This window comes from Bosea sp. PAMC 26642, assembly GCF_001562255.1.
Taxonomy (GTDB): Bacteria; Pseudomonadota; Alphaproteobacteria; order Rhizobiales; family Beijerinckiaceae; genus Allobosea.
In genome coordinates this window covers 2,704,285-2,727,936 of record NZ_CP014301.1, presented here as the reverse complement: position 1 = coordinate 2,727,936, position 23,652 = coordinate 2,704,285, and the positions used below count along the sequence as shown (strand labels likewise).

The following is a 23,652-nucleotide window of genomic DNA, read 5'->3' as shown; positions in this document are numbered from 1 at the left end:
CCTCGATATCTAATAGTTGCAATACTAAAAATTAGCGCTCCTAATACTATCATGCGCAACCTCGATATCTCGCTGCTCCGGGTCTTCGTCGCGGTTTCCGAACTTAGGAGCATGACTGCGGCCGCCAATCTCCAGGGAATGACGCAAGGCGCCGTCAGCCAGAAAATGGCGCGGCTCGAAGCCTTAGCGGGTGCGAAGCTCTTAACCCGTGAAAAACGGGGCCTCGTACTCACTCCGGCCGGTGAGCGCCTTCTCGGCAATGCGCGCCGCATGGTCGGTCTCAACGACGAGATGTGGTCGGAAATGACGGGCGGTGTCGTCGAGGGAGCGCTTCGGTTCGGCCTGCCAAACGACCTCGTCGCGTTGTTCGTTCCTCTGCTGAAAGGGCTCGTCGAATCCTATCCCAAGGTCGATCTCCAACTGCATTGCGGCTCCTCCGGCGACCTCAGCCGCCACATGGTGGAAGGGCGGCTGGATCTTGCCGTGCTGGAAGAGCCTCTCGGCAACGCCGGCGGCGAGTGCCTGTGGATCGATCGCCTGGTTTGGGTCGGCAAGGCGGGCGGAACCGCGTCCATGCGCGACCCGCTTCCGATTTCGCTCGTGTCCGAGACCTGCTCGTTTCGGCCCGCCATCCTTGCTGCACTGAAGGCGAGCGACCGCGAGGCCCGCACCGTATTTGAAGGCGGCGGTCTGGACGCCGCTCTTGCGACGATCCGCATGGACATTGCCGTTTCGGCCTGGCTAGCGTCGACGGTGCCGGCCGATCTGCGCGTTCTGGCAGAGGGAGCGGGCCTTCCTGCTCTTCCCTCCTATGCCATCACACTTCATCGAGGCGGCCGCGCGTCTTCCGGGCCCGCGCAAGAACTCGCGCGCCAAATCCGTGACGGCCTCAACCGGCCGCAGCCCGCCTATCTCGCCTGAAACCAAGCGGTGTGCGCCTGGAACGTTGACTCGACTCCGCTGGCATCCGACTCGCCGAACCTATCAGGTTTTGGAAAACGAGCGCGTTTTTGGCTTGGACTCAGCCCGCCGCCCTTGGCGATCTGACCGATCTCAATAGGTGCAAGATCGTCGCGACCGACAATCAGGCCGACGCGGAGGACTCTCAGCGCGCCGTCGCAGGCGAGCGGAACTGGTATGTCGATGATCTCAACTCCAAGCACGATTTCCTGCGCGCGGGCCGATTCCAAGGTCTATCTTCATGATCGGCGCGCCTAGCGGGACATCAACGGCCTGTCCGCTAGCGAGAATCGGATTCCACCGTGAACGCCGACCGCTCGCCGCGACGCTCTCGCCGTCCAAACACGCGAGAACTGCATGGCGACCTATCGGCGGCTGAAGCGTTTCAAGCCTTGACGGTCGGGCCTCGAATCACGGCGTGGCGCGTCTCCATCGCTGCGGATAATTCGCCAGGCGATGGTGAGGTATCCGCGATGTACTCGAGAAGTGCGGGGGTAAAATTCAGATGCTCGGCCATCATCATGGTTGCGCGCTGGCAATCGCGGGCCAGAGTGGCTTCCATCAAAGCTTTATGCTCGGCCTGGATATCGCGCCCGCGTCGGGCAGCCGGGACCGACAGGCGACGATAGCGCTCGGACTGCGCGTAAAGCAGTTCCCGCAGCCGCAGCAGCCAAGGACTGTCGCAACTCGCAACCAGCGCTTCGTGGTATTCGCGGTGAGCGGCCGTCCAATCATCACTGAGACGCTTCTCGTCGCCCGCGACGCGTTCCGGCGTGCGCGAAAGGCGGTGGAATGCCGCGACCACCTGCGTCTCCCATTCGATCCCTCCGCACGCGATGGCGCGTTTCAGGCACAGGCTTTCGATCTCGATGCGCGTTTGCGTCAGATCGCCCAGATCCGCCGCGGACACCGAAGCCACCTTGAAGCCTCTCTGTGCTTCGGCGACTACCAGCCCCTCGGCCGTGAGGGCGGACAGCGCCTCGCGCACGGCCCCGAGGCTGACCCCGAGCCGAGCGCAAAGGTCGTTGACCTTGAGCCTTTCCCCCGGCTCCAGCCGACAGGCGAGGACGTCCGCCCTAAGCGTCTCGTAAACCGCCCTCGTCAGGCTCGGCGCCGCAATTCTGCTCGTCATCGCAATCTCCACGCCCCAAGTTAGAGCAAGATGCATCATTATGCAAAAAATATATTTTTATTGACTCGATGGATTTTGGCTTCTAGCTTCCGTGCAACATCAAAAAGGGGCCGGAGGAAAACATGCGCCTTGCCACCCTCGCCGTTGCCGGACGAACCTTCGTTGCCGCCCGCAAGGGCGACGCCTACATCGATCTGACCGTCGCTGCCCCTGATCTGCCGGCCGATCTCAGCCTGCTGCTCGAGGACTGGGTGCGGACCGCTGCGAAAGTTCGCATCGCCGTCCAGGCGGCGTCGTCCGCCGCGGTCGTCGACACGGCGCGCGCCCGCTTCCTTCCGCTGGTGCCCAATCCCGGGAAGGTGCTCTGCCTCGGTCTCAACTACCTGGACCACGCCGCCGAAAGCCATTTCGACAAGCCGGAATGGCCCGTGGTGTTCGCCCGCTTCATGTCCTCCATTGTCGGGCAGAACGAGCCGTTGGTCGCCCCGTCCGTGTCAGCGCAATTCGACTATGAGGCCGAGTTAGCGGTGGTGATCGGCAAGGCCGGCCGGGCGGTTTCGCGCGAGAACGCCCTGGACCTCGTCGCCGGCTACAGCGTGTTCAACGACGGTTCGATCCGTGACTATCAGTTCAAATCGAACCAGTGGACGGTGGGAAAGAATTTCGACGCGACCGGCGCATTCGGCCCGGAATTGGTCACCGCCGACGAACTGCCGGCAGGCGCGGCGGGGCTGCGCATCTCGACACGGCTCAACGGGCAGGTCGTTCAGGACGCCAATACCTCCGACATGATCTTCGGAGTGGCGGAGACGCTTTCGCTCCTGTCCGAGGCCATGACGCTTCTGCCCGGCGACGTGGTCGTGATGGGAACACCCTCCGGCGTCGGCCTCGCGCGCAAGCCCCCGTTGTGGATGAAGGCGGGCGACATCTGCGAAGTCGAGATCGAGGGTGTCGGCCTACTCTCCAACCCGGTCGTGTCCGAGGCGGACGCCGCGCGCCACGCCGCATAGGAAGACGTTCGATCATCTCAAAGCCGGCCCAGAAACGGCAGATGAAGACATGCGGGCTCAGCCCCAAGGAAGTATTCAATGACGCATCTCATTCGCCAAATGGGCCATGTCGCCTTCTCGACCCCGGACCCCGAGGGCTCGGCGGCCGATCTGGTGGACATCGTCGGCCTCAGGGTTTCCGGTCGGGAGAAGGACCGGGTATTTCTCACCTCCAACCAGCGCCATCACGAGGTGAGCTTCGTCGCCGGCGACATTCCCGGCGTCGTCGCGGTCGGGTTGGAGGCCGTCGATGCCGCCGCGGTGGACGAAGTGGCCCGGCGAGCCCGTATCGAGGGGTTCGACATCCTCGACGATCGTCCGCTAGGCCCGCATATCGAGCGGGCCGTACGCTTCGCGATCCCTTTCGGGCTGGTGCTGGAGGTGCATTCCCCGGTGGCGCGCACCGAACCGCAGCGCCATATCGGCCCCGGCGCCCGCGCCAAGCGCATTGAGCATGTGAACTTCAAGGCTCCCGACGTGCTCGTGATCCGCGACGTGTTCACCAAGCTCCTGGGCATGAAACTGTCGGATCGCACAGCTGGCGACGAGTTCAACTGGTTCCGCTGCCATGACGGCTACCACCACACATTGGCGGTGTTCCGTGGCGAGCCCTCCGTCCATCACTATGCATTCGACTTCCATTCCCTCGAGGACCTCTCGGGCATGGCCGACGGTCTCGTGGTGAAGGACCGATCCTTGCTCTGGGGCCCGGGGCGGCACGGCGCGGGCGGCAACGTCTTCCAATACTACGTCGATCCCAACAATTGCGTGGTCGAGATGTCGGTCGGCATGGACCGGATCGACAGCGACGCCCTGTACGAGGCCCGCACATGGGAGATTTCGCCTAGCCTCGCGGACCGTTGGATCAATCTGTGGGGCTCCCCCCGCCTGCGGCCTTCACCGAACCCGGCCTGCCTTTCGTGACGCCGAAGGCGAGCGCGGTCGCCGCCTGACTCCAAGCCCTGTCCGCGCGGCTGCGGCCGCGCGGAAGACGACCGGTCCCTGGGCCGGAACGACAACGCGCTTCCGGTTGCCGGAGGACGCGAACGAAGCCGCTCAGCGGACGTCGAGGAGGAAATCATGGCCAACATCACCAGACGGACCCTTACGGGCCTCGCCTTGAGCGGGCTCGCGGGTGGGCTTCCGACCCGGGCATTCGCCCAGGCGACGGGATCGCCTGCGCCAGCACCCAGCGGCGAACCGATCCGCATCGGGTATTCCATGTCGTTGACGGGCCCGCTCGCGGGCAACGGCCGCCCTTCGCTTCTCGCTCACCAGATCTGGGCGGAGGACGTGAACGCCCGCGGCGGTCTGCTCGGACGCCCGGTGAAGCTGGTCTATTACGACGACCAGAGCAGCGGCTCCCTAGTCCCGGGCATCTACACCAAGCTGCTCGACGTGGACAAGGTGGACCTGCTCGTGTCCGGCTACGGCACCGCGATGATCGCGCCGGCCATGCCGGTGGTGATGCAGCGCGAAATGGCCTTCGTCGCGCTGCTCGGTTCCGCCGCCAACGACGCCTTCAAATACGACCATACCGTCAACATCAGCCCGGTTGGCGGCAAGATGCAGGAGGACTTCGCCAAGGGGTTCTTCGATGTGGCCGTCACCGCAAGCCCGCGGCCGAAAACCGTCGCGCTCGCCGGTCTGGATGGCGATTTTCCCCAGCGTGCACTGCAAAGCGCCCGGGCGCAGGCCAAGCTGAACGGCATCAAGGTCGTCTACGACCGCTCCTATCCGCCCTCGACCGTGGATTTCTCTCCCATCGTCCGCTCGATCCAGTCGGCGAAGCCCGACATCGTCTTCTTCGCCTCCTATCCCGCGGACACGGTCGGCCTGTTGCGATCGGTGGCGGAACTCAAGCTCGGCGCGACCGTACTCGGCGGCGGCATGATCGGGCTGCAGATTACCGGCATCAAGTCGCAGATGGGCCCGGCGCTCAACAATCTGCTGTGCTGGGACGTCTATGCGCCCGAGCCGACCATGCAGTTCGACGGCATCACCGCTTTCCTGAAACGCTACCGGGAGGTGGCGGTACGCGAGAAGGTCGAGGCCCTGGGCGTTTATGCGCCGCCGCTCGCCTACGCGCAGATGCAGGTGCTGGAGCAGGCGGTACGCCGGGTCGGCAAGATCGACCAGGCGGCCATCGGCGCCGACTTCCACGCGAACGATTTCTCGACCGTCATCGGCGAGCTTTCCTTCGACAAGCTCGGGGAATGGAAGGTCGAGCGGAACCTGTACGTCCAATACCAGGGTGTCCAGGGCAACGACATCGAGCAGTTCAAGCGACCCGGCGTACAGGCGATCCTGTATCCGTCGCACCTGCGCTCGGGCGAACTGCGAACGCCGTTTCCGGCTCCCGCTCCCTGACCCCTTCCATCAGACAAGAACACCAAAGAGGAGGATTCCATGAGCACACCAGTCAGCAGCCCCGTCGTGACGGCCGAGGAATTGGTCGCGATCAGCAAGGAACGCGGCTTCCTCGCCAAGCAGCTCTACGTGGTTTTCACCACTCCCAACCACGGCATGGGCCCGGTGATGGAGAACCTGCAGAACCATCTCGACTACCAAGGCTCCTGGAACGTAAAGGCATCATGTTCGCCGCCGGACCGCACTGGACCGACGACGAACAGCGATGGGACGGCGAGGGCATGGTGGTGGTCCGTGCCGCCTCGCTCGCCGAAGCACAGGCGGTCGCCGCCGCCGACCCGATGCACCAGAGCGGGGCGCGCAGCTACCGTGTCCGCCCCTGGCTGGTGAACGAGGGCACCATCACGGTTCAGCTCGACTTCGCCACCGGCCGCTTCACCTTGACCTGACGGGCGGACCCCAATCATGGAAATGGACTGGTCCCTGATCCTGAACGCCATCGCATCCGGGTTGCTGCTCGGCAGCCTCTACGCAGTGGCGGCCGTCGGCCTTGGCATCTCCTTCGGCATGCTCGACGTGGTAAACATCGCTCATCCGGCGATCATGGTGGCGGGCGCGTTCGCGGTGTCGTTGCTCGCCTCGGCTACGGGGATGGATCCACTGCTCCTGGCACTGGCGCTGTCGCCGGTCTTCTATCTCGCGGGCACGGCGCTCTATCGGACGTATTTCAACCTGTTCGAGCGGCGAGGTGACGAGGCGATCCAGGGGCTCGCCTTCTTCTTCGGTCTCATGTTCATCATCGAGGTGCTGCTGATGATGGGCTTCGGCCCGGACCAGCAGTGGGTCGAGGCGATCTATGCGGCGGGCTCGATCCAGCTCGGTCCGCTGGATCTGCCGCTGCGCATGCTCGTGCCCGCCGCGGTCTCGCTGGCCGTGATCTGCGTGTTGATGGTCTTCCTCAAACTCACCTTTCTCGGTCGTGCCATCGCCGCAGTGGCGCGCGATCCGGAGGCCCTGCGGTTTCTCGGCATCGACCCCATCCGCATCAAGCGCATCGCCTTCGGCCTGTCCATCGCACTAGCCGTCGTCGCGGGCGGGGCCCTGGTGGTCGTTCAGCCGGTCGAGCCATTCACGGGGCATCTCTTCATCGGCCGGGTCTTTGCCATCGTCATCATGGGCGGCATGGGAAGCTTGCCGGGGTGCGTGCTCGCCGCCCTCATCTTCGGCGTGATCGAGAACCTCACTGCCACGCTGCAGGGGCCGTCCTGGTCGCCAGCCGTAGCGTTCGGTTTGCTCCTGCTCGTCCTCGCCTTCCGTCCCCAGGGACTGTTCGGGAGAACAGAATCATGACGAGCCTCAGCCTTCCTGGTCCTGCCATCCAGCCCTGGGGCCGACATCTCGTGTCGTCCGTCCTCGTCCTCGCCCTGCTCACCACGAGCCTTCGCCTCGTCGGCCACGAATACGGCTACTACGCGGGTTATGTGATCCTGCAATATGTGGTCCTGGCGACCGCCTGGAACATTCTCGGCGGCTACGCCGGATACGTGAATTTTGGCGCCGCCGCCTTTTTCGCGGCGGGGGCCTACTCGACGGTCGTGCTGCATAAGGCCTTCGGCCTCGGGCTTCTGCCGTGCATCGTGGGCGGCGGCATCGTCAGCGGCCTGATGGGGCTCGCCACCGGCTATCTCACGCTGCGCCTGCGCGGCGTCTATTTCTCCATCGCCACCCTGTCCCTTGCCGTGCTGCTCCAGACGCTCGTCGTGAACTGGTCGTATGTGGGCGGGGCTAGCGGCACGTACTTGATACGTCCGCGTCAGGTCGCGCCGTTCGTGAGCTATGGCGAATACCTGTTCGTGATCATGTTGGTGATGGCGCTGGCTTCGATAGCGATCGCCTCCACGATCGAGCGTTCGCGGCTCGGCTTGGGACTCGCCACCATCCGCGACGACGAGCGTGCCGCCGAAGCAGCCGGTGTCCCCACGTTGAAACTGAAGCTGGTCGCCACGGTGATCAGCGGCGCCCTCATGGGCATGGCCGGCGCACCACTCCCCTACTACAGTTCCTATCTCAACCCCGAGTCGGCCTTCGCGCTCTCCTATACGGTGAACGCCATGGCTATGCCCCTGATCGGCGGCACCCAGAGTTGGATCGGCCCGGTCATCGGGGCCTTCCTCCTGGGCTCCCTCCAGCAGATCGCCACGGTGACGATCTCGTCGTCAGCCAACATGCTCATCGTCGGCGGCGTACTCGTGGGGTTCGTGGCGCTGGCCCCGCGCGGCATTCTCGGCTGGGTGGCCGGCCGGAGGGCGGCTCGATGACCACCCTCCCGATCCTGCATGTCACCGGACTTGGAAAGCGCTTCGGCGGGTTCGCGGCTCTCGACGGCATCGAGTTCACCGTGGCGCCAGGCGAGCGGGTTGGCCTGATCGGCCCCAACGGCTCCGGCAAGAGCACCTTCGTCAACTGCATCGCGGGTGGATACCCCGCCCACCTGGGCGAAGTGGCGTTCGATGGACGGCCGCTGAACGGGCTTGCGCCGCATGCGCGGGCACATCGCGGCCTCGCGCGCACTTTCCAGCTGCCCCGGCCGTTCCGGAGCCTCGACGTGCTGCAGAATGTCACCGTGCCCCTGCGCTTCTTCGATACGACGCAGACGGAGCGCGCGGCGCGGCAGCGCGCCGAGGAATGCCTGGATCTGGTGGGCCTTGCCGGCAAGCTCGGCAGCATGCCGCGCGATCTCACCCAAGTGGACTTGCGCAAGCTCGAACTGGCACGCGCCTTCGCCGCCAATCCGCGCCTGCTCATCGCCGACGAGGTGATGGCGGGGCTGTCCAACATCGAGGTGGACCAGATTCTCGATCTCCTCCTCCGCCTCAACCGGCAGGGCACCGCCGTTATCCTGATCGAGCACATCATGCGGGCCGTGACCGCATTCTCCGAACGTCTCGTGGTGTTCGTCACCGGCCGCAAGATTGCCGACGGCTTGCCTGTCGACGTCCTCGCGATGCCCCAGGTGGAGGCTGCATATCTTGGAAGCTAGCTCTCTCGAGGTGACAGGCCTGTATGCCGGCTACGGCGCGGTGCACGTGCTCGACGACGTCAGCGTGCGCGTGGACGGTGGCGAGGTGGTCGCACTGCTGGGCACCAACGGTAACGGCAAGACCACCCTCATGCGCTGCATCATGGGCCTGGTGAAGCCGTCGCGCGGTGGCATCGCCGCAAGGATCGACGGCCGCGTCGTCGATCTCGTCGGCCGCGCGCCCGAGGAAATCGTCGAACTCGGCATCTCGCTCGTGCCCGAGGGCCGCCGCCTGTTTTCCGACCTCACGGTCGAGGAGAACCTCGTGCTGGGCGCCTATCGCGCCGAGGCGCGGCGCAAGCTGAGGGCCAATCTCGCATTCTGCTACGAGAGTTTCCCCCGCCTCGAGGAACGCCGCCGCCAGAAGGTCGGCAGCATGAGCGGTGGCGAGCAGCAGATGGTGGCGATCGGCCGCGCCGTGATGTCCGCACCGCGCATCCTGCTGGTGGACGAGCCTTCTGTGGGCCTCGCTCCCGTCATGGTCAAGCAGACGATCGAAAAGATCGGCGAACTGAAGCGACGCCTCGGCCTTACCGTCCTGATGGCGGAGCAGAACTTCACCCAGGCCGTCCGCATCGCAGACCGGGGCTACGTCCTGGTTCATGGCGCGATCGCCTTCGAGGGGATGTCCCCGGAAGCGCTGAGCGACAACCACCTCGTACGCCAATTCTATCTCGGTCTCTGAAGGGAGAAACACATGCTCTTTGCCATACACTGCCTGGATCAGCCGGACGGGCCGGCCTTGCGCAAGGCCCACTACGACGCCCACCAAGCCTATCTGAAGCAAGTTCAGGTGCGCTTAGTCATTGCCGGCCCATTGGAAGACAGTGCCGGAACGACCGCCATCGGCAGCTTCCTGCTCATCGAAGCGAACTCTGTGGAAGATGCGGTCGCCTTCAACCAGGGTGATCCTTTCTTCAAAGCGGGCGTCTGGCAGCGCGTCGACATCAACCGCTTCAACAAGCGTTGGGACGACCGGGCGAACTGAGCCCGGACGTTCCGGTCTGTGCTCGACCCAAGGTGAGGTGACATGACGGAGCGGCTGGATATCGCCTGGGTCGGCCTCGGTGAGATGGGCTCTCGAATGGCGCCCCGCCTCGCGGCGGCCGGTCACCGGACGACGGCGTTCGACGTGAATCCGGCGGCCCTCGGTTCGGCTGCGTCGAGCGGCTTGGTTCCGGCATCCTCCCTGGCCCAGGCGCTCGACGGCAAACAGGTGGCGTTCTCCATGCTTCCCCATGACGGGGCTCTGCTGGAGATCGCCTCGGATGCCTGCGACATGCTCATTGAGGGCGCCGTGTTCATCGACATGAGCACGGTGTCGCCGAGGGTCTCGGCGAAGATCGCTTGCGACCTGGCCGCCCGGGGCATCTCCTATCTGCGCGCGCCGGTTTCGGGCAGCACCGCGCTGGCGGAGGCGGGCAAGCTCACTGTCATGGTCTCGGGCCCGCAGGCGGCGTTCGATCACTGCCGCAGCCTTCTCGATGTTCTCGGTCGTAGCGTGCACTATCTCGGTGGCGCCGACGAAGCGCGCACCGCGAAGCTGGTGATCAACACGGTCGTTGCCGGTCTCAATCAATCGTTGGCGGAGGCGTTGGACCTAGGTCGGCGTGGCGGTCTGGATTGGGCGGACATGCTGGAGATGCTCGGACAGAGTGCGGCGGCCTGCCCCTATGTGTGCTCAAAGCTGGACAAGCTCAAGCGAAGGGAATGGTTGCCAGCTGCGGCTACCATCAATCTTCTTGCGAAGGACGTTCGTCTGATTCTGGATCTTGCTCGCGAGACCGGAACCTATATGCCGGCAACCACCACCGCCGGCTCTGTACTGAGCGCCATGGAAGGGCGGGGCTGTGGCGCCTTGGACATATGCTCGGTCGTGTCCTTCATGGGAGCCATGGATGAGGTGGAGCGCGGCCCCGACTAGCATCGCGTCGGGGCCTTGGAGTGCCGATGTCGTACGTCTAAGTCGTGACCGATTGCGAGTCCGACGGGCCCGTACCAGGTGCGAATTCCATGCTGTCGTTCGGGTCCGTCGCGCTGTCGTGTCAAACGGCACGCAATGTTCGGCGCCGCTCACAGTGTGCCATAAGGGTGCTCCATCGCTGATTGCGGCAACGATGGTACCGGCCTCGTTGCGCCGCCCATAGCTTCTAAGCCGCTCTCGCGGCAGGCGCTGCAGCACGTTCAGCGCTGAGATTTCGCAGGTGACGCGAGTTCGTCTGCAAACGGTGGACAAGCGAGCCGGAACGATTCAGCCTCGATCCAATCCACCAAATGCTGGGACTGAACACCCAGACTAGCATTAGCGGGCGTTCATCGCGGTTTGGATTGCGTTGGACATGATCTCTAGACCGCGATCGATCTCGGCGTCCGAGACCGTCAGCGGCGGGGCGATCCGGAAGACACCTCCCATGCCGGGCAGCTTGACGATGTTCATGCTGAGGCCCAGGCGCATGGCCTCGTCCATGACCCGGGCCCCGAGTTCGAAGCCCGGCGCCTTGGTCTGCCGATCGGTCACGATCTCAAGCCCGAGAAGGAGGCCGCGCCCGCGCACGTCCCCGACGCATTCGAACTTCTGCTGAAGCGACATCAATCCATTCCGAAGCCTCTCGCCGCGCGCGACCGCCTGCGCGACCAGACCGTCGCGTTCGACCACATCGAGCACCGTCACGCCCACCGCGGCCGGCAGAGGGTCGGAAACGTGGGTCGTGTAGAACAGGAACCCGCGCTCATGGGCCTTCTCCTCGATGGCCGCCGTGGTCATGACGGCGGCGAGCGGCAGGCCGGCGCCCAGCGTCTTCGACAATGTCAGGATGTCGGGCGTGACGCCGTCGCGCTGGAACGCGAACATGTCGCCCGTCCGGGCGATCCCTGTCTGCGCCTCGTCGAGGATCAGCAGCATGCCCCGCTCCTGGCATTTGCGCTTCAGCGCGGCGAGATAGCCCAAGGGGAGTTCGAGAATGCCGCCGCTCGACAGGATCGGCTCGGCGATGAACGCTGCAAGGTTGCCGGTCGACTGGCTGTCGATCAGGCAGAAGGCGTCGTCGAGCTCGGCCTGCCAGTCGTTGGAGCCGTCCGGATGCGTGAAGCGCGGGCGGTAGGAATTGGGTGCTGGAATGACGAAGGATCCGGCAGCCGCCGGACCATAGCCTTTCCGGCCGGCGCTGTAGGTCGCCGAGGCCGCCGCGCCCGTCATGCCGTGCCAGCTCTGCGCGAAGGCGACGATTTCATGCCCGCCGGTCACCAGCTTCGCCATGCGAATGGCCGCCTCGTTCGATTCCGCCCCCGTGGTGAGGAGCTGTACCCGCTCGAGTTCGGGAGCCAGCGCGGCCAGGCGCGAGGCCAAATCGACGACCGGGCGCGACAGCATCCCGCTGAAGAGATGGGCGACCGAGCGCATCTGCCGGTCCACCGTCGCGACGATGTCGGGATGGGTATGGCCGAGCACGGCGCTCATCTGGCCCGAGGTGAAGTCCAGGATTGCGCGGTCATCGGCATCGTAGACGAAACTGCCCTGCGCCCGTTCGACGATGATCGATTCAAAATCGGGCCCATAGCGCGTCAGATGCGTGTTCGCGGCAGCCCAGAAGGCGGGATCGGCGTTCAGCGACATGGGATCACCTCGGAAACGGGAATTTTCCATGATTAGTTGCACGTGTTGCACTGCGCAAATTGATAGTCTTTCAAGCGGATATCGATTATTTTGATGGCATGGCCACGCTTGACCTCGCATTGCTGCGGAACTTCGCTGTCATCGCGCGCACGGGCTCGATCAGCGTCGCGTCCTTGCAGATCGGGCGGACGCAGTCGGCCTTGAGCATGCAGATGCAGCGTCTCGAAGCGCTGACCGGCCAACCTCTCCTGCACCGCAGCGGATCGGGCGTGCGGCTGACCACGGCGGGCGAAAAGCTCCTGGCGCATGCCGAGTCTCTCATGGCCAGGCACGACGAAATCCTCGCCGACATGCGGGGAACCGGGCTTAAGGGTTCGGTCAGCCTCGGCTGCCCCGAGGATTACTCGATCGCGTTCCTGCCCGATCTGCTCCGTGACTTTTGTGCCCTGCATCCCGAGGTCGAGTTGCGCATGGTCTGTGCGCCGACCTCGGAACTACGCCCGCTCCTGCATCGGCGGCAGATCGAGCTGGCGCTTGTCTCGCTCCCGGATCCCGCCAGCGCCGAGGCCATCCGCAGGGAAAACTTCGTCTGGGTCGCAAACGAGGCCCAGCCAGACATCCTTGACCAGGCTATCCTCCCCCTGGCGCTTTCCGCGCCGATGACGCTCGATTACCGGGCCGCTTGCGACGCGATGCAGGCCGCCGATCGCCGATACAGGGTCGCCTTTGCCAGCAACAGCCTGGCCGGGCTCATCGCCATTGCCCGCTCAGGGCATGCCATAAGCGTTCTGACCCAGACGGCCGTTCCGCCGGATCTCCATATCGTCACGGTCGGATTGCCGCCGCTTCCCGCGATCGGGATTGCGTTGGAATTCGCCGAGCTGAGGCCGTCTTCCGCAGCAAAAGCGTTGGGCGACCACATTCGAGCCGTGCTGCCCACCCTGCGACGCGATGCTGCCTCGATCTCTCCCTCAGGTTATCCTCTGCCTGAGCCTGCCGTGCTCGGTATGTGAACCAAGCAAAAAGACGGACGAATTATCATCGCCTACCAGCCTGCATCTCGGCTCAGCCCCTCGGCCATGCTCATCGGCTGGTTGCACAGCGTGAGGACCGGCGCGACCACGCCGTATAGGGCAAGACTGATGTAGCCGAGGCTCAGGAAACTCAGCGCGAAGGCCACGATGAAACCCAACAGCAATGCCTTCATCGCCCAGAGCCCGCGGAGGAGCGCCTTCAAACCGCGGCTCCGTATGGCGCGACCAAGGCGCTAATCGAGACTTGGAATCGCATCACAGACGGCGGCAATACAGTCGCCGGTGGCGCGCAGTCCGTTAAACACGACGCTTCCGAGTTCGACAATCTGACCGGGACTGTCAAGCTGCGTGGCAGTGTCGCCAGCGCGGCTTCGGGGCCTGTCAATCGGAGGCAGGTAGGCATTGTGTGGCTGCAGAGACCGTCGTTATCGCTCATTTTTTTATGTTCATTCTGTATCATAAAGAGCATATATTAATGTTCAATATCACTTGATACGCTCATATAGAAATGCTAATTATATTGCCGATAGGACACATATTCATGAAGCTCAACCAAGCCACCTTGGCACGCAAGCAGCTGGAACGACGTGTCGCGCCATTGCGCGACCTCAACGTCGTCGCTCCACCTCGCGGCTGGATGAGAGCCATCCGCGAAGCTCTGGGCATTAGCACACGGCAGCTCGCCGCTCGCATGAAGGCCGCTCCCTCCCGCGTCCCTGCAATCGAGAAGGCGGAAGTCTCCGGCGCGACGACGATAAGGACGCTGCGCGAGGCAGCCGCGGCGATGAACTGCACGTTCGTCTACGCCTTCGTCCCTACCAAGCCCCTCGACGAAATCCTGCGAGACCGCGCCGCTCACAAGGCCGGCCGAGACATCGCACGCCTCGACCACACCATGCGGCTGGAAAACCAGGCACTCCTGAAGTCGGACCTCGATGACGAGCGGCGCCGCATGATCGACGTCATTCTCTCAGGCTCATCTCGTAGCCTTTGGGACGACGACTGATCGCCATGCCCGACCCGCTATTCGAGGAGGACGATGCCGCCAATACGCCGTTGACCGCTGAGGAACGCGAGCAACTCAGCCCAGCCTACATCACGTTGCGACATGAGTTGAACGAGGCCGAGCAGGTCAATATCAGCCACGCGCTGCGCTGGGCCATGTCGCGCAAGCACAATGTTCTTGATCAGGACTTCCTGAGCGACTTGCACAGACGCATGTTCGGCGATGTCTGGCGCTGGGCCGGGCAATATCGCACGACCCCGCGCAATATAGGCGTCGACGCCTATCGCATTGCGATGGACGTCCGGCAGCTCGTCGACGATGCGCGCTATTGGATCGAACAGGGGACCTATCCGCCCGACGAAATCGCCGTACGGTTCAGCCATCGACTCGTCGCCATCCATCCTTTTCCCAATGGCAACGGACGGCTCTCTCGCCTCGTCGGCGACCTCCTTGCTCGCCAACTCGGCCAACCTGTCTTCTCCTGGGGGCGCACGAACTTGATCGACGCAGGCGCGACCCGCGCTGACTATGTCGAGGCGCTGCGGGCGGCCGATAACCACGATATCGACCCGTTGCTTCTCTTCGCCCGCTCCTAGTCTAATGGATTGATCAAAGAGGCCCGGTTGAGATTCCACGTCGGCGCCCCGATGTCTTCTATGAGCTTGCTTTGCACCCATCGGTAGGCCGATATGCAGTCGGCGCCGGGACCTGTCAGGGCTTCACGAAACGATAGGCGAAGCGATCGGTCTCGCCCTTGATCGAAGGGTCGAACACCTTGATCGAGTGCGCATCGTCCTTGTTCGCCATCATGGTGCTCTGCGCATCCAGCAGGAAGCCGGCCGCCTCCACCTCCTCGCGGACGGACGCGGGGTCGATCCGATGCAGCGTCTGGGTATCGCTCGTGCCTGACCCTGCAACGGCGGCGTGGTCGACGATGACGTAAAATCCGCCGGGCTTCAGCCGCTCGTATACGGCACGATTGAAGTCGGCGGCCATCGCGCCCTTGGCCTGGATCAGCGCGGTGTGAAGATCGTGGTAGAACAGGTGCATCCACACGACATCCGCTGGCTGCGTGACGTCGAGCATCGCCACGAGGTTCGCCGACACGGCTTCGACATTCGCTCGGCCCGGCTCCTTCGCCAGTGCCTTCATCTGGCCGACCGGATCGTTCTTGAAGTGGGCGACTTCGGCCGGCACGAAGCTGTAGACCCGTCCTTCGGGTCCCGCGATGTCGGAGAAGAGACGGGTCCAATCGCCGTCGCCGGGGTAAACGTCGATGACGGTGGAGCCCACATCGACGCGCGCGAACTTGATCAACTCGGATAGCTTGGCTTGGTCGTACATCTGGATCTCCATTATGGTTGGCATTCGACGAGCGAGCGGCACGAGGGGGCGATCCACGATCGATCCACAGTTGACCCCGCTCGATGGCCGCTCAAGACCAGCGCTACGGAAGCCCGGACGCGTCCATCTGCGAGGCCCGGGCCAGCGCTTGCGTGTCGATGTACTCCCGGATGCTCGTCAGTCTGCCATCCCGGACCGTGATGGCAAAGATCCAGTCGTCCTGGCACGTCTTGTTCGTAGCTTTGATCTTTCCGCTAGCGAAGCCGACGACCAGGACACGGTCTCCCTGCGCCACGAACTCCCTGGGTTCCGTGGATGTTTCTATCGACCCGGATGCCGTCTCGAGCAAGTCCGCCAGCCCGGCGTGTCCGCGGTGCGTTCCGGCCAACGGCCAGTCCTCGCCCGGAATGATCCACTCGATGTCTTCGGCGACGAGCGCCAGCAGACCCTCCCTATCGCCGCGATCGATCGCGGCGAAGAAGTCCTTCACGGTCTGGACGTTCTGCTCGGTACTCATGGCATTTTTCTCCATCTCTCGGTCGTGGCGTCCTTCAGTCGAACTTGACCAAGTCCTTGAAGATCAGGCGGCCCCAGCTTTTGCCGTGGGCCTGCACGAGCAGCCCACCTTCTGAAAGCGCGCCAAGCTTGATCGGTGCGAAGCCCAAATTTTCCGCGAGCGCGCCGATCTGCGTCGCGGCGTCGTCATCGTCGCTCGTCAGGAACACGACTCGCCTGCCGCCATGCGCGGCCGGATCCTGTTCCAGGACGGCAGCGACCGGATGGTTGAAGCCCTTGACCAGCCTGCCGCCCGCGAAGGCCTCCTCGACGACCTTGGCCGAAGGCCGTCCGCCCAGGTCCTCGGCGGACACGCCGTAGGCATTGGTCACATCGACGATGATCTTGCCCTGCCAGCTCGGCAGCGCCTTCGCGACATCCGCGTGCGATTGGAAACGGACAGCCAGGAAGATGACGTCCGCCCTGACTGCCTCCGCAAGTGTTGTGGGGGTGATCCCAGGTCCGATGGCGGCCGCTGCCGATGTAAAGCTTTCCGGGTCGCGCGTGGTTGCGACGGATACGGCGATGCCGCTTCGGGCGAATGTCCATCCACCGATGGACATTCCGCCGGAATGCGGCGCGTGACTTGCTAAGGTCAGGCGAGATTGAGAGCGGGGTAGTCGATGTAGCCCTCGGCGCCGCCGCCGGCGTAGAACAAGGGCACACGCGGTTCGTTGAGCGGGGCGCCCTGCTTGAGGCGTGCGACGAGGTCGGGATTGGCGAGCGCCATGGTGCCGAGAGCTTCCATGTCGGAGAGACCTGCCGCGACGTCGGCCCCGACCTGCTCGCGCTTGCGGCCCGGGCGGTTGACGATGAGCACGCCTCCGAAGGCCTTACGGATGTCTGCCAGGAGCGCTTCGTTGCCGATGTGCAGGACATGCAGATAAGCGATGCCGAGCTTGTCGAACTCCGCCGCCAGGTAGCGGTAGAGATCGTCGTTCGCGTTCCCTTCCGCGATGCCACCGGTGGGGAGGCCGGGAGACAGCCGGATCGCGGTCTTCTCAGGCCCGACCGCAGCGACGATTGCCTGCACGACCTCGATGGCGAAGCGCGCGCGGTTCTCGAGCGAGCCGCCATAGTCGTCGGTGCGCTCATTGGCGTTCGGCGCCATGAACTGATGCACCAGATATCCGTTCGCGCCATGGACTTCTATGCCGTCCGCACCCGCTTCGATGGCGCGCGCGGCGCCATGAGCGAAGTCGGCGATGGTCTGCCGAACTTCGTCGGTCGTGAGAGCGCGGGGCTCCGGAACCGGCAGCATACCCTTGCTGGTGAACATGTTTTCACCGGGCGCGATCGCCGAAGGAGCGACCGGCTGGCGATGATGCGATGTGTTCTCGGGATGGGATCTGCGGCCGACATGCATGAGCTGGACGAAAAGCTGACCGCCGGCCTCATGGACGGCGTCAGTCACCTTGCGCCATCCGGCAACATGGTCAGCGGTGTAGATTCCGGGCGTGTTCAGATAGCCCTGCCCATCCTGGGACGGCTGGGTGCCTTCGGTGATCAGAAGACCCATCGTTGCTCGCTGTGCGTAATATTCGGGTGCCATGTCGCCGGGCGTGCCATCGGGCCTGGCCCGGCTGCGGGTCATCGGCGCCATGGCGAGGCGATGCGGCAGCTGCGAGGCGCCGATTTTGATGGGGGACCAGACATCGGTCATGGGTGTTCTCCTTGTTACCGGATGATGGGGGAGGCGAGGGTCAGAGCTTGCCCTCAGCGAGCATCGCGCGGGTGCGCTTCAGCGTGGACAAAAGGGCAGCCCTGTACCCCTTGTCGCTGTCGAACTGGGCCTGCTCGGCCTGTTCCTCGGGGCCGTTCGGCGCCTTGTCGCGCAGTCCGAGGTAGCAATAGAATTTCAACTGCAGCGCGCCCGCTTCATCCTCGAACAGCTCGTTGACGATCGCGCCTTCGCGCGGCCCGGTGGCCTGGAAGAAGGTGACCTTGCGCTGCGGCTCGAGCGTGATGATTTCGCGCAGATCGGCGCCGGCGATCGTTGCGTCTCGGACGAAGTGCGTTGCGCTTTCCTCCGTGACGTCGCAGCGGGTGCAGAGGCCGGGCGGGAGGAACAGGCGCGCATCGCGCGCCTTCAGTTCCAGACCCTTCCAGATTTGCTCGCGGGTGAGTGTGGCTTCGCCCTCCGGGTTTACCGGGACGGTGGCGGTCGAATAGATCATGACGATGATCCTTGTCCGTGTGGTTGGAATGGTGGATGTCAGCCGGCGATCTGGGCGACGTAGTCGCGGTAGGAGCGCAAGCGGCGCCCTAGCAGAGTGGTCAGCCGCTCAACGTCGCCGGCATCGGGGAGCATGCCGTCGGTTAGGAAGCGCTCGGCCATCAGGCGCATGTCGAAGGCCATCCAGCTCGGCATGAACTGGCGCAGGTTCTGCTCGAAGCCGGCGGTGTCGTTGCCGGGGAACGCGATCGTGCGGCCGAGGACTTCGCTCCAGATGGCGGCGGCGTCCGTACCGGTCAGCGTATCGGGACCGACCAGATTGATGCGGTTGAGCGGCAGCGGCGTGGCCGACTGCTCGCGGCGGATCAGCTCGATCGCGGCGATCTCGCCGACATCGCGGGCGTCGATCATCGCGAGGCCCTTGTCGCCGATCGGCATCGGGTAGATGCCGTAGCCGGTGACCACGTCCTTGATCGTGATCTCGTTGTCCATGTAGTAGGCCGGCCGCAGGATGGTGGCATTCAGGCCCATCTGCTCGATCATGCGCTCGACGCCGAACTTGCCCGCGAAGTGCGGCACGTTCACGTAGATGTCGCTGTGGATCACCGAGAGGTAGACGATCCGCTCGATCCCGGCTTCGCGGGCGACATTGAGCGCGATCAGCGCCTGGGTGTATTCGTCGGCGACGACCCCGTTCAGCAGGAACAGCGTCGAGACGCCGGAGAAGGCGCTGCGCAGCGAGTCGACGTCGAGCAGGTCACCTTGGACCAGCTCCACACCGGCCGGGAAATTGGCCTTGGACGGGTCGCGGACGAGAGCACGCACATCGGCGCCACGCTGGACGAGCTGTTCGACGACGTTGCGGCCGACATTGCCGGTCGCGCCGGTCACGAGAATGGTCATGGGGTCTCTCCTGGGTTGAGCCATTTGGCTGTCCCGAATTTAGCGATCCACATCCGCGCCAATAGACGCTATATTTGGACAGACCGTCTCGCTGGTGGAACGCATGGACCTCCTCGCCCTCGCCGACTTCAATCTGGTCGCCCGCCACGGAGGGTTCGGGAAAGCCTCCCGAGCCGCGGGGCGTCCAAAGGCGACGCTGTCGCGCCGCGTCGCGGAACTGGAGGCGAGCCTCGACTTGCGCCTGTTCGAGCGTGGCGTGCGCGCCCTGAAGTTGACCGAGGAAGGACGGGCGTTGTCCGAGCGGACGGGCCAGTTGCTGACCGAACTCGACGAGACGGCGGCGGCCATCGCCTCGGGTGGAAACTGTCCGCGCGGCCGGTTGAGGATCAGCGCGCCTTTGCTCTTTTCCCAGACTGCGATGGGCAAGCTCGCCGCAGGCTTTGCGCTGAAATATCCCGAGGTCCGGCTCGAGGTCACGACCGAGGACCGGTCGGTCGACATGATCGAGGAAGCCTATGACCTCGTCATCCGGGTCAACCCGGAGCCGGACGAGAGCCTCGTCGGGCGGGTCTTCCTGCGCGATCGGCTGGTGGTGGTGGCGAGCCCGAAACTGGCGCGGCCTGTCGATGGATCGGCCGTTCCGGTCGTCGTGCGCGGCCCTGCCCGCCAAGGTGAAGTCTGGGACGTGACGACATCAAGCGGGACATCGCGGATCTCGGTCAACCCAATCCTGAGCCTGTCGTCACTCATTATGGTCCGGGACGCGGTGCGAATGGGGGTCGGAGCCGGACGTCTTCCCGTGTCGCTGGTAAGTCACGATCTCGCTGACGGGATGCTGGTCCATTGGGGCGATGTGGGAGGACCGGAGATCGCCCTGTGGACGCTCTATCCGACCCGCCGCCTGCTGAGCGCCCGCGTCTCGGCCTTCCTCGACCATCTGAGGCAGGCATTCCCGAAAGGGACGCCTGACGAGCTGGCTGCCTATGTCGGTAGATGACAGCCCGTTCCGGACAGCGTAGGGCGCAGCAGCTCGCACGGCACGCGCCTCGCCGCGGTCAACCGGCAGGCGCTGCAAACGCCGGCCAGGCCGCCTGACGTGCAACTACGCCGCCGCCGGCAGCGGCTTGGACTCGAACTTATAGCTGCGTTCGTACCGCCCAAAGCTCCGGAAAGAACGAGCGGTCCAGCGCGCTCTTCAGGAAGCCGACGCCGGAGGAGCCGCCCGAACCGCGTTTGAAGCCGATGATCCGCTCCACCGTCTTCATGTGCCGGAAGCGCCATTGCTGGAAGCGGTCCTCGACATCGACGAGCTTCTCGGCAAGCTCGTACATCTCGAAATGGCGCTGCGAGTCGCGATAGATTTCGACCCAGAGGTCGCGAAGCCCCTCATGGAAAACATGCGGCTCGGAGAGGTCGCGCGCCAGCAGTTCGGGCGGCACGGCGAAGCCGCGGCGGGCGAGCAGCGCGAGCGTCTCGTCATAGATGCTGGGCGCGTTCAGCGCCGCCTCGAGCTCGGCATGGATCGCTTGCTCGTGCCGGTGCGGTAGCAGCATCCGCCGGTCCTTGGCGCCGAGCCGGAACTCGACTTTGCGGTAGCGGTAGGACTGGAATCCGGAGGCCTGTCCGAAGGCGCCGCGGAAGACCAGGTAATCGGCCGGCGTCAGGGTCGAGAGCACATCCCAGGCCGAGTTCAGCTGCTCCTGCACGCGGCCGACCCGGGCGAGCGCCTTCAGTGCCGGGCCGGTGTCGTCCGCCCGGATCGAGGCAATGGCGAGATCGAGCTCCTTGTCGATCAGGTGCAACCAGAGCTCCTGGACGTGGTGGATGGTGATGAAGAGATGCTCGTCATGGGCCGTCGTCAGCGGCCGATGGGCCGAAAACAGCGTCGCGAGGTCGAGATAGGAGGCGTAGGTGACGCGATCGGTGAGGTCGACATGGAGGTCGTCGCCGACGCGGCTCTCTGGCTTTTCCGTCATGGTGCGCACTCCCGCAGGCGGGCGAGCAGCGCATCGACATCCTCGGCCGCGTGATAAAGCCCGAAGCCGACCCGCAGCCGCATGCCGCGCACGTCCGTGACGATACCGGCTTCGTGCAGTCGCCGATACCAGCCCTGCGCATCGGGGTGCTCGAACGTCAGGAAGTTTCCGCGCGCTTCTTCTGCAATGGGGACCACGAGGCGGTCGGGCGACAGTGGCCCGACACGTTGCTTTTCCAGCCCGGCAGCGAAGCGCTCCTGCAAGGCGACCGAATGAGCATGTACCGCCGCGGCGTCCAGGCTCTGTTCATCGAGCCAGCGCAGCGAGGCCCGCATGCGGTAGAGGCCGGAGGGATCGAAGGTCGCGCCCATGAAGCGGCTGCCGTCCTCCGCATAGGCCACCGTACCGGGCGCGGCCGACAGCGCGCTGAAACCCGCATACCAGCCAGTATTGCGCGGGCGCGGCGCGAAGCCGGGCGGGCAATGCATGAAGCAGGCGCCCTCTCCGGCCATCGCATATTTATAGCCGCCGGCGACGTAGAAGGCGCGATCGGCGACCGCCGACAGATCGGTCGGGCGGGCCAGATAGCCGTGATAGCCGTCGATCACGACGAGGCGGCCGGGAGCGGACAGCCCGTCGACGAGGCCCACGAGATCCAGCAGCGCGAAGCCCGAGCCGAACAGCACCTGGCTGACGAAGGCGAGGTCGAAATCACCGCTCTTGGCCGCTGCGATCAGCCTGTCGCCGAGCGTCTCGAACGGCTCCGGCGCGATCGCCGTGTGCTCAACCAGCCCGTCCTCGGCGAGCCGCGCAATCTGGCGGCGGAAGGAGTGGAACTCGCCATCCGTCGAGAGGATGCGAACCGGGCGGTCCGGCGGGCAGGCCGAGAGCAGCCGCAGTAGGAATTCATGCGTATTGCCGGCCGAGACCAGCGTCGTCGGGTCGCAGAGGTGGAGGTGTCGCGCGATGCCGGCGGAAACCTCCGACCAGACTGGCCCCAGCACCTCGCTCCATTTGTCGTCGATCAGCCGCGCCGCATCGTCCCAGGCGGCGAGCTGCGCCTCGCGGGTTACGTCCGGCCAGCAATGGTGGCTATGCGCCGCGAAATGCAGGCGCCGCGGATCGGACCGCAGGAAATGCGTGAAATGCGCGCGCAGATCGCGCGGGCCGGTTCCGTTTGCGCTCTGCCCGGCCAGGCTCATGCGGCAAATCCGAGATCGTTCCGATGCAGCCGCCCGCCCTGCATGATCAGACGCAGATTCTCCTCCGGCTTGGACAGCAGCGTGATGTCCTTCAGCGGATTGCCCTCGCAGACGATCATGTCGGCATGGGCGCCGGGCCGGATCGTGCCGAGCCTGCCGCTCTGCTGGAGAATCTCCGCATTGACCGTCGTGGCCGAGCGCAGGATATCGGCCGGCTTCTGGGTCCGGCCTCGAATGGTGAACTCATAGGACTGGGCGTATTCCATCTCGCCCATCAGGTCGGTGCCGAAGCCCATCCGCGTGCCGGCACCGGCGCAGATGTCGAGCATCGCGATGCCGGCTTCGTTCACCATCGCCAGCTTAGCCATGACGACGGGAGAGAGCCCGAGCTTGACGCCATGTTCGGCGGTGACCTCGTAGCAGACAAGGGTCGGCACCACGAAGGCTTCCAGCGACGCGACCAGCTTGGCCGTCTCATGGTCGATGAAATTGGCGTGCTCCACCGTGCGCACGCCAGCCTCGACGGAATGGCGCACAGCCTCGCTGGTATAGGTGTGGGCGCAGACATATTTGCCGTGACGGCGCGCCTCCTGCACCGCCGCGGCAATCTCCTCTCGCGTGAACTGGATGGTTTCCAGCGGATCGCTGGGGGAGCCGACGCCACCGCAGGCCATCACCTTGATGTGGTCGGCACCCTTGCGGAGCTCGTCGCGGGCGACGCGGCGCATCTGCTCGACGCCGTCGGCGATGCGGTGCACGAACATGAAGGCGTTGGCGTTGCGGTCGATATCGTAGCGGTCGTCGGTGCGCCGGCGATGGTCGCCATGCCCCCCGGTCTGGGAGATGCCCGGTCCACCAACGAAGAGGCGCGGGCCCGGAACGAAGCCCTGCGCCACCGCGTCGCGGATGCCGACATCGCCGCCGCCGGTGTCGCGCACCGTGGTGAAGCCACGATCGAGCATCGCCTTGATCCGCGGTACGGCCCGCGCCGTCATCTGGGTCAGGGGCACGACCTCGTTCTTCGAGGCAGCGAGGCTGATCGCGAAGACATGGACATGCGCGTCGATCAGGCCGGGCAGCAGGGTGCGGCCACCGAGATCGATCACCTGGGCGTTCGCCTCCTTGATCGGCGCCTGCTCGACCGCCTCGATCCGGCCGTCCACCACCAGCACCTCGAGCCCGGGCACGGCCTCGTCGCCATGCCCGTCGAAAACCAGGCCGTTACGGAAAAGGGTGGCAGTCATGAGGCGTCT

28 protein-coding genes are annotated in these 23,652 nt (G+C 64.7%); 15 read left to right on the top strand and 13 right to left on the bottom strand.

Annotated features, from left to right (window positions below; all coding sequences use genetic code 11):
* The first annotated feature begins 51 nt into the window (after positions 1-51).
* Complete coding sequence (locus AXW83_RS13240) at positions 52-921, top strand: LysR family transcriptional regulator (RefSeq protein WP_066614188.1); 870 nt, start codon at positions 52-54, stop codon at positions 919-921.
* Here the strand turns inward: AXW83_RS13240 and AXW83_RS27095 are convergent.
* Complete coding sequence (locus AXW83_RS27095) at positions 909-1,190, bottom strand: hypothetical protein (protein ID WP_156640030.1); 282 nt, start codon at positions 1,188-1,190, stop codon at positions 909-911. The genes AXW83_RS13240 and AXW83_RS27095 overlap by 13 nt on opposite strands.
* A 155-nt stretch (positions 1,191-1,345) precedes the next feature.
* Positions 1,346-2,092, bottom strand: coding sequence for a GntR family transcriptional regulator (locus AXW83_RS13230; protein ID WP_082767110.1), 747 nt, complete (start codon positions 2,090-2,092; stop codon positions 1,346-1,348).
* Positions 2,093-2,214: 122 nt separating this feature from the next.
* On the opposite strand from AXW83_RS13230, the gene AXW83_RS13225 reads away from it, so the two are divergent.
* The 10 genes from AXW83_RS13225 (at position 2,215) to AXW83_RS13180 (ending at position 10,514) form a co-directional block, all read left to right on the top strand.
* Entirely contained in the window at positions 2,215-3,102 is an 888-nt protein-coding gene (locus tag AXW83_RS13225) for a fumarylacetoacetate hydrolase family protein (protein WP_066614184.1), read from the top strand.
* Between the two features lie 78 nt (positions 3,103-3,180).
* Complete coding sequence (locus tag AXW83_RS13220) at positions 3,181-4,065, top strand: VOC family protein (RefSeq protein ID WP_156640028.1); 885 nt, start codon at positions 3,181-3,183, stop codon at positions 4,063-4,065.
* A 156-nt stretch (positions 4,066-4,221) separates the two neighbouring features.
* Positions 4,222-5,511 (top strand): amino acid ABC transporter substrate-binding protein, encoded by a 1,290-nt coding sequence (locus AXW83_RS13215; protein ID WP_066614183.1) that lies wholly within the window; start codon positions 4,222-4,224, stop codon positions 5,509-5,511.
* 224 nt (positions 5,512-5,735) lie between these two features.
* On the top strand, positions 5,736-5,960 hold the full coding sequence (locus AXW83_RS27795) for a YciI family protein (RefSeq protein ID WP_236841900.1): 225 nt from the start codon (positions 5,736-5,738) through the stop codon (positions 5,958-5,960).
* A gap of 85 nt (positions 5,961-6,045) precedes the next feature.
* Positions 6,046-6,861 (top strand): branched-chain amino acid ABC transporter permease, encoded by an 816-nt coding sequence (locus AXW83_RS13205; RefSeq protein WP_210179670.1) that lies wholly within the window; start codon positions 6,046-6,048, stop codon positions 6,859-6,861.
* A complete protein-coding gene (locus AXW83_RS13200; RefSeq protein WP_066614179.1) occupies positions 6,858-7,829 on the top strand; it encodes a branched-chain amino acid ABC transporter permease in 972 nt (323 codons plus the stop codon). Before AXW83_RS13205 ends, AXW83_RS13200 begins: the two co-directional genes overlap by 4 nt.
* Entirely contained in the window at positions 7,826-8,551 is a 726-nt protein-coding gene (locus AXW83_RS13195; RefSeq protein ID WP_066614177.1) for an ABC transporter ATP-binding protein, read from the top strand. The genes AXW83_RS13200 and AXW83_RS13195 overlap by 4 nt, the downstream gene beginning before the upstream one ends.
* Entirely contained in the window at positions 8,541-9,275 is a 735-nt protein-coding gene (locus tag AXW83_RS13190) for an ABC transporter ATP-binding protein (RefSeq protein WP_066614175.1), read from the top strand. Before AXW83_RS13195 ends, AXW83_RS13190 begins: the two co-directional genes overlap by 11 nt.
* A 12-nt stretch (positions 9,276-9,287) precedes the next feature.
* Positions 9,288-9,578: a YciI family protein gene (locus AXW83_RS13185; RefSeq protein WP_066614173.1), complete on the top strand. Its 291-nt coding sequence runs from the start codon at positions 9,288-9,290 to the stop codon at positions 9,576-9,578.
* A gap of 42 nt (positions 9,579-9,620) precedes the next feature.
* On the top strand, positions 9,621-10,514 hold the full coding sequence (locus AXW83_RS13180; protein ID WP_066614171.1) for an NAD(P)-dependent oxidoreductase: 894 nt from the start codon (positions 9,621-9,623) through the stop codon (positions 10,512-10,514).
* A 378-nt stretch (positions 10,515-10,892) separates the two neighbouring features.
* On the opposite strand, the gene AXW83_RS13175 is transcribed toward AXW83_RS13180, so the two are convergent.
* Positions 10,893-12,203, bottom strand: a complete 1,311-nt coding sequence (locus tag AXW83_RS13175; protein WP_156640026.1) for an aspartate aminotransferase family protein — start codon at positions 12,201-12,203, stop codon at positions 10,893-10,895.
* Between the two features lie 98 nt (positions 12,204-12,301).
* Here AXW83_RS13175 and AXW83_RS13170 point away from each other — a divergent pair, with 98 nt between their 5' ends.
* Complete coding sequence (locus AXW83_RS13170; RefSeq protein WP_066614168.1) at positions 12,302-13,216, top strand: LysR substrate-binding domain-containing protein; 915 nt, start codon at positions 12,302-12,304, stop codon at positions 13,214-13,216.
* 32 nt (positions 13,217-13,248) lie between these two features.
* Here AXW83_RS13170 and AXW83_RS13165 read toward each other — a convergent pair whose 3' ends face one another.
* A complete protein-coding gene (locus AXW83_RS13165) occupies positions 13,249-13,440 on the bottom strand; it encodes a hypothetical protein (RefSeq protein WP_066614166.1) in 192 nt (63 codons plus the stop codon).
* 338 nt (positions 13,441-13,778) lie between these two features.
* Here AXW83_RS13165 and AXW83_RS13160 point away from each other — a divergent pair, with 338 nt between their 5' ends.
* Together AXW83_RS13160 and AXW83_RS13155 are read left to right on the top strand one after the other, a co-directional pair.
* Positions 13,779-14,243 carry a mobile mystery protein A gene (locus AXW83_RS13160; RefSeq protein ID WP_236841899.1) on the top strand — a complete coding sequence of 155 codons (465 nt, stop codon included), beginning with the start codon at positions 13,779-13,781 and terminating at the stop codon, positions 14,241-14,243.
* Positions 14,244-14,248: 5 nt separating this feature from the next.
* Entirely contained in the window at positions 14,249-14,839 is a 591-nt protein-coding gene (locus AXW83_RS13155; RefSeq protein WP_066614162.1) for a mobile mystery protein B, read from the top strand.
* 115 nt (positions 14,840-14,954) lie between these two features.
* On the opposite strand, the gene AXW83_RS13150 is transcribed toward AXW83_RS13155, so the two are convergent.
* The 6 genes from AXW83_RS13150 to AXW83_RS13125 form a co-directional block, all read right to left on the bottom strand.
* On the bottom strand, positions 14,955-15,587 hold the full coding sequence (locus tag AXW83_RS13150) for a class I SAM-dependent methyltransferase (RefSeq protein WP_066620453.1): 633 nt from the start codon (positions 15,585-15,587) through the stop codon (positions 14,955-14,957).
* Positions 15,588-15,690: 103 nt separating this feature from the next.
* On the bottom strand, positions 15,691-16,104 hold the full coding sequence (locus AXW83_RS13145) for a nuclear transport factor 2 family protein (protein ID WP_066614160.1): 414 nt from the start codon (positions 16,102-16,104) through the stop codon (positions 15,691-15,693).
* A gap of 34 nt (positions 16,105-16,138) precedes the next feature.
* On the bottom strand, positions 16,139-16,705 hold the full coding sequence (locus AXW83_RS13140; RefSeq protein WP_066614158.1) for an NADPH-dependent F420 reductase: 567 nt from the start codon (positions 16,703-16,705) through the stop codon (positions 16,139-16,141).
* A gap of 32 nt (positions 16,706-16,737) precedes the next feature.
* Positions 16,738-17,805 carry an alkene reductase gene (locus tag AXW83_RS13135; protein WP_066614157.1) on the bottom strand — a complete coding sequence of 356 codons (1,068 nt, stop codon included), beginning with the start codon at positions 17,803-17,805 and terminating at the stop codon, positions 16,738-16,740.
* A gap of 40 nt (positions 17,806-17,845) precedes the next feature.
* On the bottom strand, positions 17,846-18,319 hold the full coding sequence (locus tag AXW83_RS13130) for an SRPBCC family protein (protein WP_066614155.1): 474 nt from the start codon (positions 18,317-18,319) through the stop codon (positions 17,846-17,848).
* A gap of 38 nt (positions 18,320-18,357) precedes the next feature.
* Complete coding sequence (locus tag AXW83_RS13125; protein WP_066614154.1) at positions 18,358-19,221, bottom strand: SDR family oxidoreductase; 864 nt, start codon at positions 19,219-19,221, stop codon at positions 18,358-18,360.
* A 103-nt stretch (positions 19,222-19,324) separates the two neighbouring features.
* Here AXW83_RS13125 and AXW83_RS13120 point away from each other — a divergent pair, with 103 nt between their 5' ends.
* Entirely contained in the window at positions 19,325-20,218 is an 894-nt protein-coding gene (locus AXW83_RS13120) for a LysR family transcriptional regulator (RefSeq protein ID WP_066614153.1), read from the top strand.
* Positions 20,219-20,357: 139 nt separating this feature from the next.
* Here AXW83_RS13120 and AXW83_RS13115 read toward each other — a convergent pair whose 3' ends face one another.
* From AXW83_RS13115 to AXW83_RS13105, 3 genes are read right to left on the bottom strand one after another with little or no spacing between them, the layout of a single operon-like run.
* Positions 20,358-21,197: a tryptophan 2,3-dioxygenase gene (locus AXW83_RS13115; RefSeq protein ID WP_066614151.1), complete on the bottom strand. Its 840-nt coding sequence runs from the start codon at positions 21,195-21,197 to the stop codon at positions 20,358-20,360.
* Positions 21,194-22,399: a kynureninase/PvdN C-terminal domain-containing protein gene (locus tag AXW83_RS13110; protein ID WP_066614149.1), complete on the bottom strand. Its 1,206-nt coding sequence runs from the start codon at positions 22,397-22,399 to the stop codon at positions 21,194-21,196. The genes AXW83_RS13115 and AXW83_RS13110 overlap by 4 nt, the downstream gene beginning before the upstream one ends.
* Positions 22,396-23,643: a metal-dependent hydrolase family protein gene (locus AXW83_RS13105; protein ID WP_066614148.1), complete on the bottom strand. Its 1,248-nt coding sequence runs from the start codon at positions 23,641-23,643 to the stop codon at positions 22,396-22,398. The genes AXW83_RS13110 and AXW83_RS13105 overlap by 4 nt, the downstream gene beginning before the upstream one ends.
* Positions 23,644-23,652: the final 9 nt, after the last annotated feature.

What these genes read in the sequence shown, in the direction of transcription:
- AXW83_RS13240 (WP_066614188.1), top strand. Translation starts at nt 52, where the DNA reads ATGCGCAACCTCGATATCTCGCTGCTCCGGGTCTTCGTCGCGGTTTCC.
- AXW83_RS13230 (WP_082767110.1), bottom strand. Translation starts at nt 2,092, where the DNA reads ATGACGAGCAGAATTGCGGCGCCGAGCCTGACGAGGGCGGTTTACGAG.
- AXW83_RS13225 (WP_066614184.1), top strand. Translation starts at nt 2,215, where the DNA reads ATGCGCCTTGCCACCCTCGCCGTTGCCGGACGAACCTTCGTTGCCGCC.
- AXW83_RS13220 (WP_156640028.1), top strand. Translation starts at nt 3,181, where the DNA reads ATGACGCATCTCATTCGCCAAATGGGCCATGTCGCCTTCTCGACCCCG.
- AXW83_RS13215 (WP_066614183.1), top strand. Translation starts at nt 4,222, where the DNA reads ATGGCCAACATCACCAGACGGACCCTTACGGGCCTCGCCTTGAGCGGG.
- AXW83_RS27795 (WP_236841900.1), top strand. Translation starts at nt 5,736, where the DNA reads ATGTTCGCCGCCGGACCGCACTGGACCGACGACGAACAGCGATGGGAC.
- AXW83_RS13200 (WP_066614179.1), top strand. Translation starts at nt 6,858, where the DNA reads ATGACGAGCCTCAGCCTTCCTGGTCCTGCCATCCAGCCCTGGGGCCGA.
- AXW83_RS13195 (WP_066614177.1), top strand. Translation starts at nt 7,826, where the DNA reads ATGACCACCCTCCCGATCCTGCATGTCACCGGACTTGGAAAGCGCTTC.
- AXW83_RS13185 (WP_066614173.1), top strand. Translation starts at nt 9,288, where the DNA reads ATGCTCTTTGCCATACACTGCCTGGATCAGCCGGACGGGCCGGCCTTG.
- AXW83_RS13180 (WP_066614171.1), top strand. Translation starts at nt 9,621, where the DNA reads ATGACGGAGCGGCTGGATATCGCCTGGGTCGGCCTCGGTGAGATGGGC.
- AXW83_RS13175 (WP_156640026.1), bottom strand. Translation starts at nt 12,203, where the DNA reads ATGTCGCTGAACGCCGATCCCGCCTTCTGGGCTGCCGCGAACACGCAT.
- AXW83_RS13170 (WP_066614168.1), top strand. Translation starts at nt 12,302, where the DNA reads ATGGCCACGCTTGACCTCGCATTGCTGCGGAACTTCGCTGTCATCGCG.
- AXW83_RS13160 (WP_236841899.1), top strand. Translation starts at nt 13,779, where the DNA reads ATGAAGCTCAACCAAGCCACCTTGGCACGCAAGCAGCTGGAACGACGT.
- AXW83_RS13155 (WP_066614162.1), top strand. Translation starts at nt 14,249, where the DNA reads ATGCCCGACCCGCTATTCGAGGAGGACGATGCCGCCAATACGCCGTTG.
- AXW83_RS13150 (WP_066620453.1), bottom strand. Translation starts at nt 15,587, where the DNA reads ATGTACGACCAAGCCAAGCTATCCGAGTTGATCAAGTTCGCGCGCGTC.
- AXW83_RS13145 (WP_066614160.1), bottom strand. Translation starts at nt 16,104, where the DNA reads ATGAGTACCGAGCAGAACGTCCAGACCGTGAAGGACTTCTTCGCCGCG.
- AXW83_RS13140 (WP_066614158.1), bottom strand. Translation starts at nt 16,705, where the DNA reads ATGTCCATCGGTGGATGGACATTCGCCCGAAGCGGCATCGCCGTATCC.
- AXW83_RS13135 (WP_066614157.1), bottom strand. Translation starts at nt 17,805, where the DNA reads ATGACCGATGTCTGGTCCCCCATCAAAATCGGCGCCTCGCAGCTGCCG.
- AXW83_RS13130 (WP_066614155.1), bottom strand. Translation starts at nt 18,319, where the DNA reads ATGATCTATTCGACCGCCACCGTCCCGGTAAACCCGGAGGGCGAAGCC.
- AXW83_RS13125 (WP_066614154.1), bottom strand. Translation starts at nt 19,221, where the DNA reads ATGACCATTCTCGTGACCGGCGCGACCGGCAATGTCGGCCGCAACGTC.
- AXW83_RS13120 (WP_066614153.1), top strand. Translation starts at nt 19,325, where the DNA reads ATGGACCTCCTCGCCCTCGCCGACTTCAATCTGGTCGCCCGCCACGGA.
- AXW83_RS13115 (WP_066614151.1), bottom strand. Translation starts at nt 21,197, where the DNA reads ATGACGGAAAAGCCAGAGAGCCGCGTCGGCGACGACCTCCATGTCGAC.
- AXW83_RS13110 (WP_066614149.1), bottom strand. Translation starts at nt 22,399, where the DNA reads ATGAGCCTGGCCGGGCAGAGCGCAAACGGAACCGGCCCGCGCGATCTG.
- AXW83_RS13105 (WP_066614148.1), bottom strand. Translation starts at nt 23,643, where the DNA reads ATGACTGCCACCCTTTTCCGTAACGGCCTGGTTTTCGACGGGCATGGC.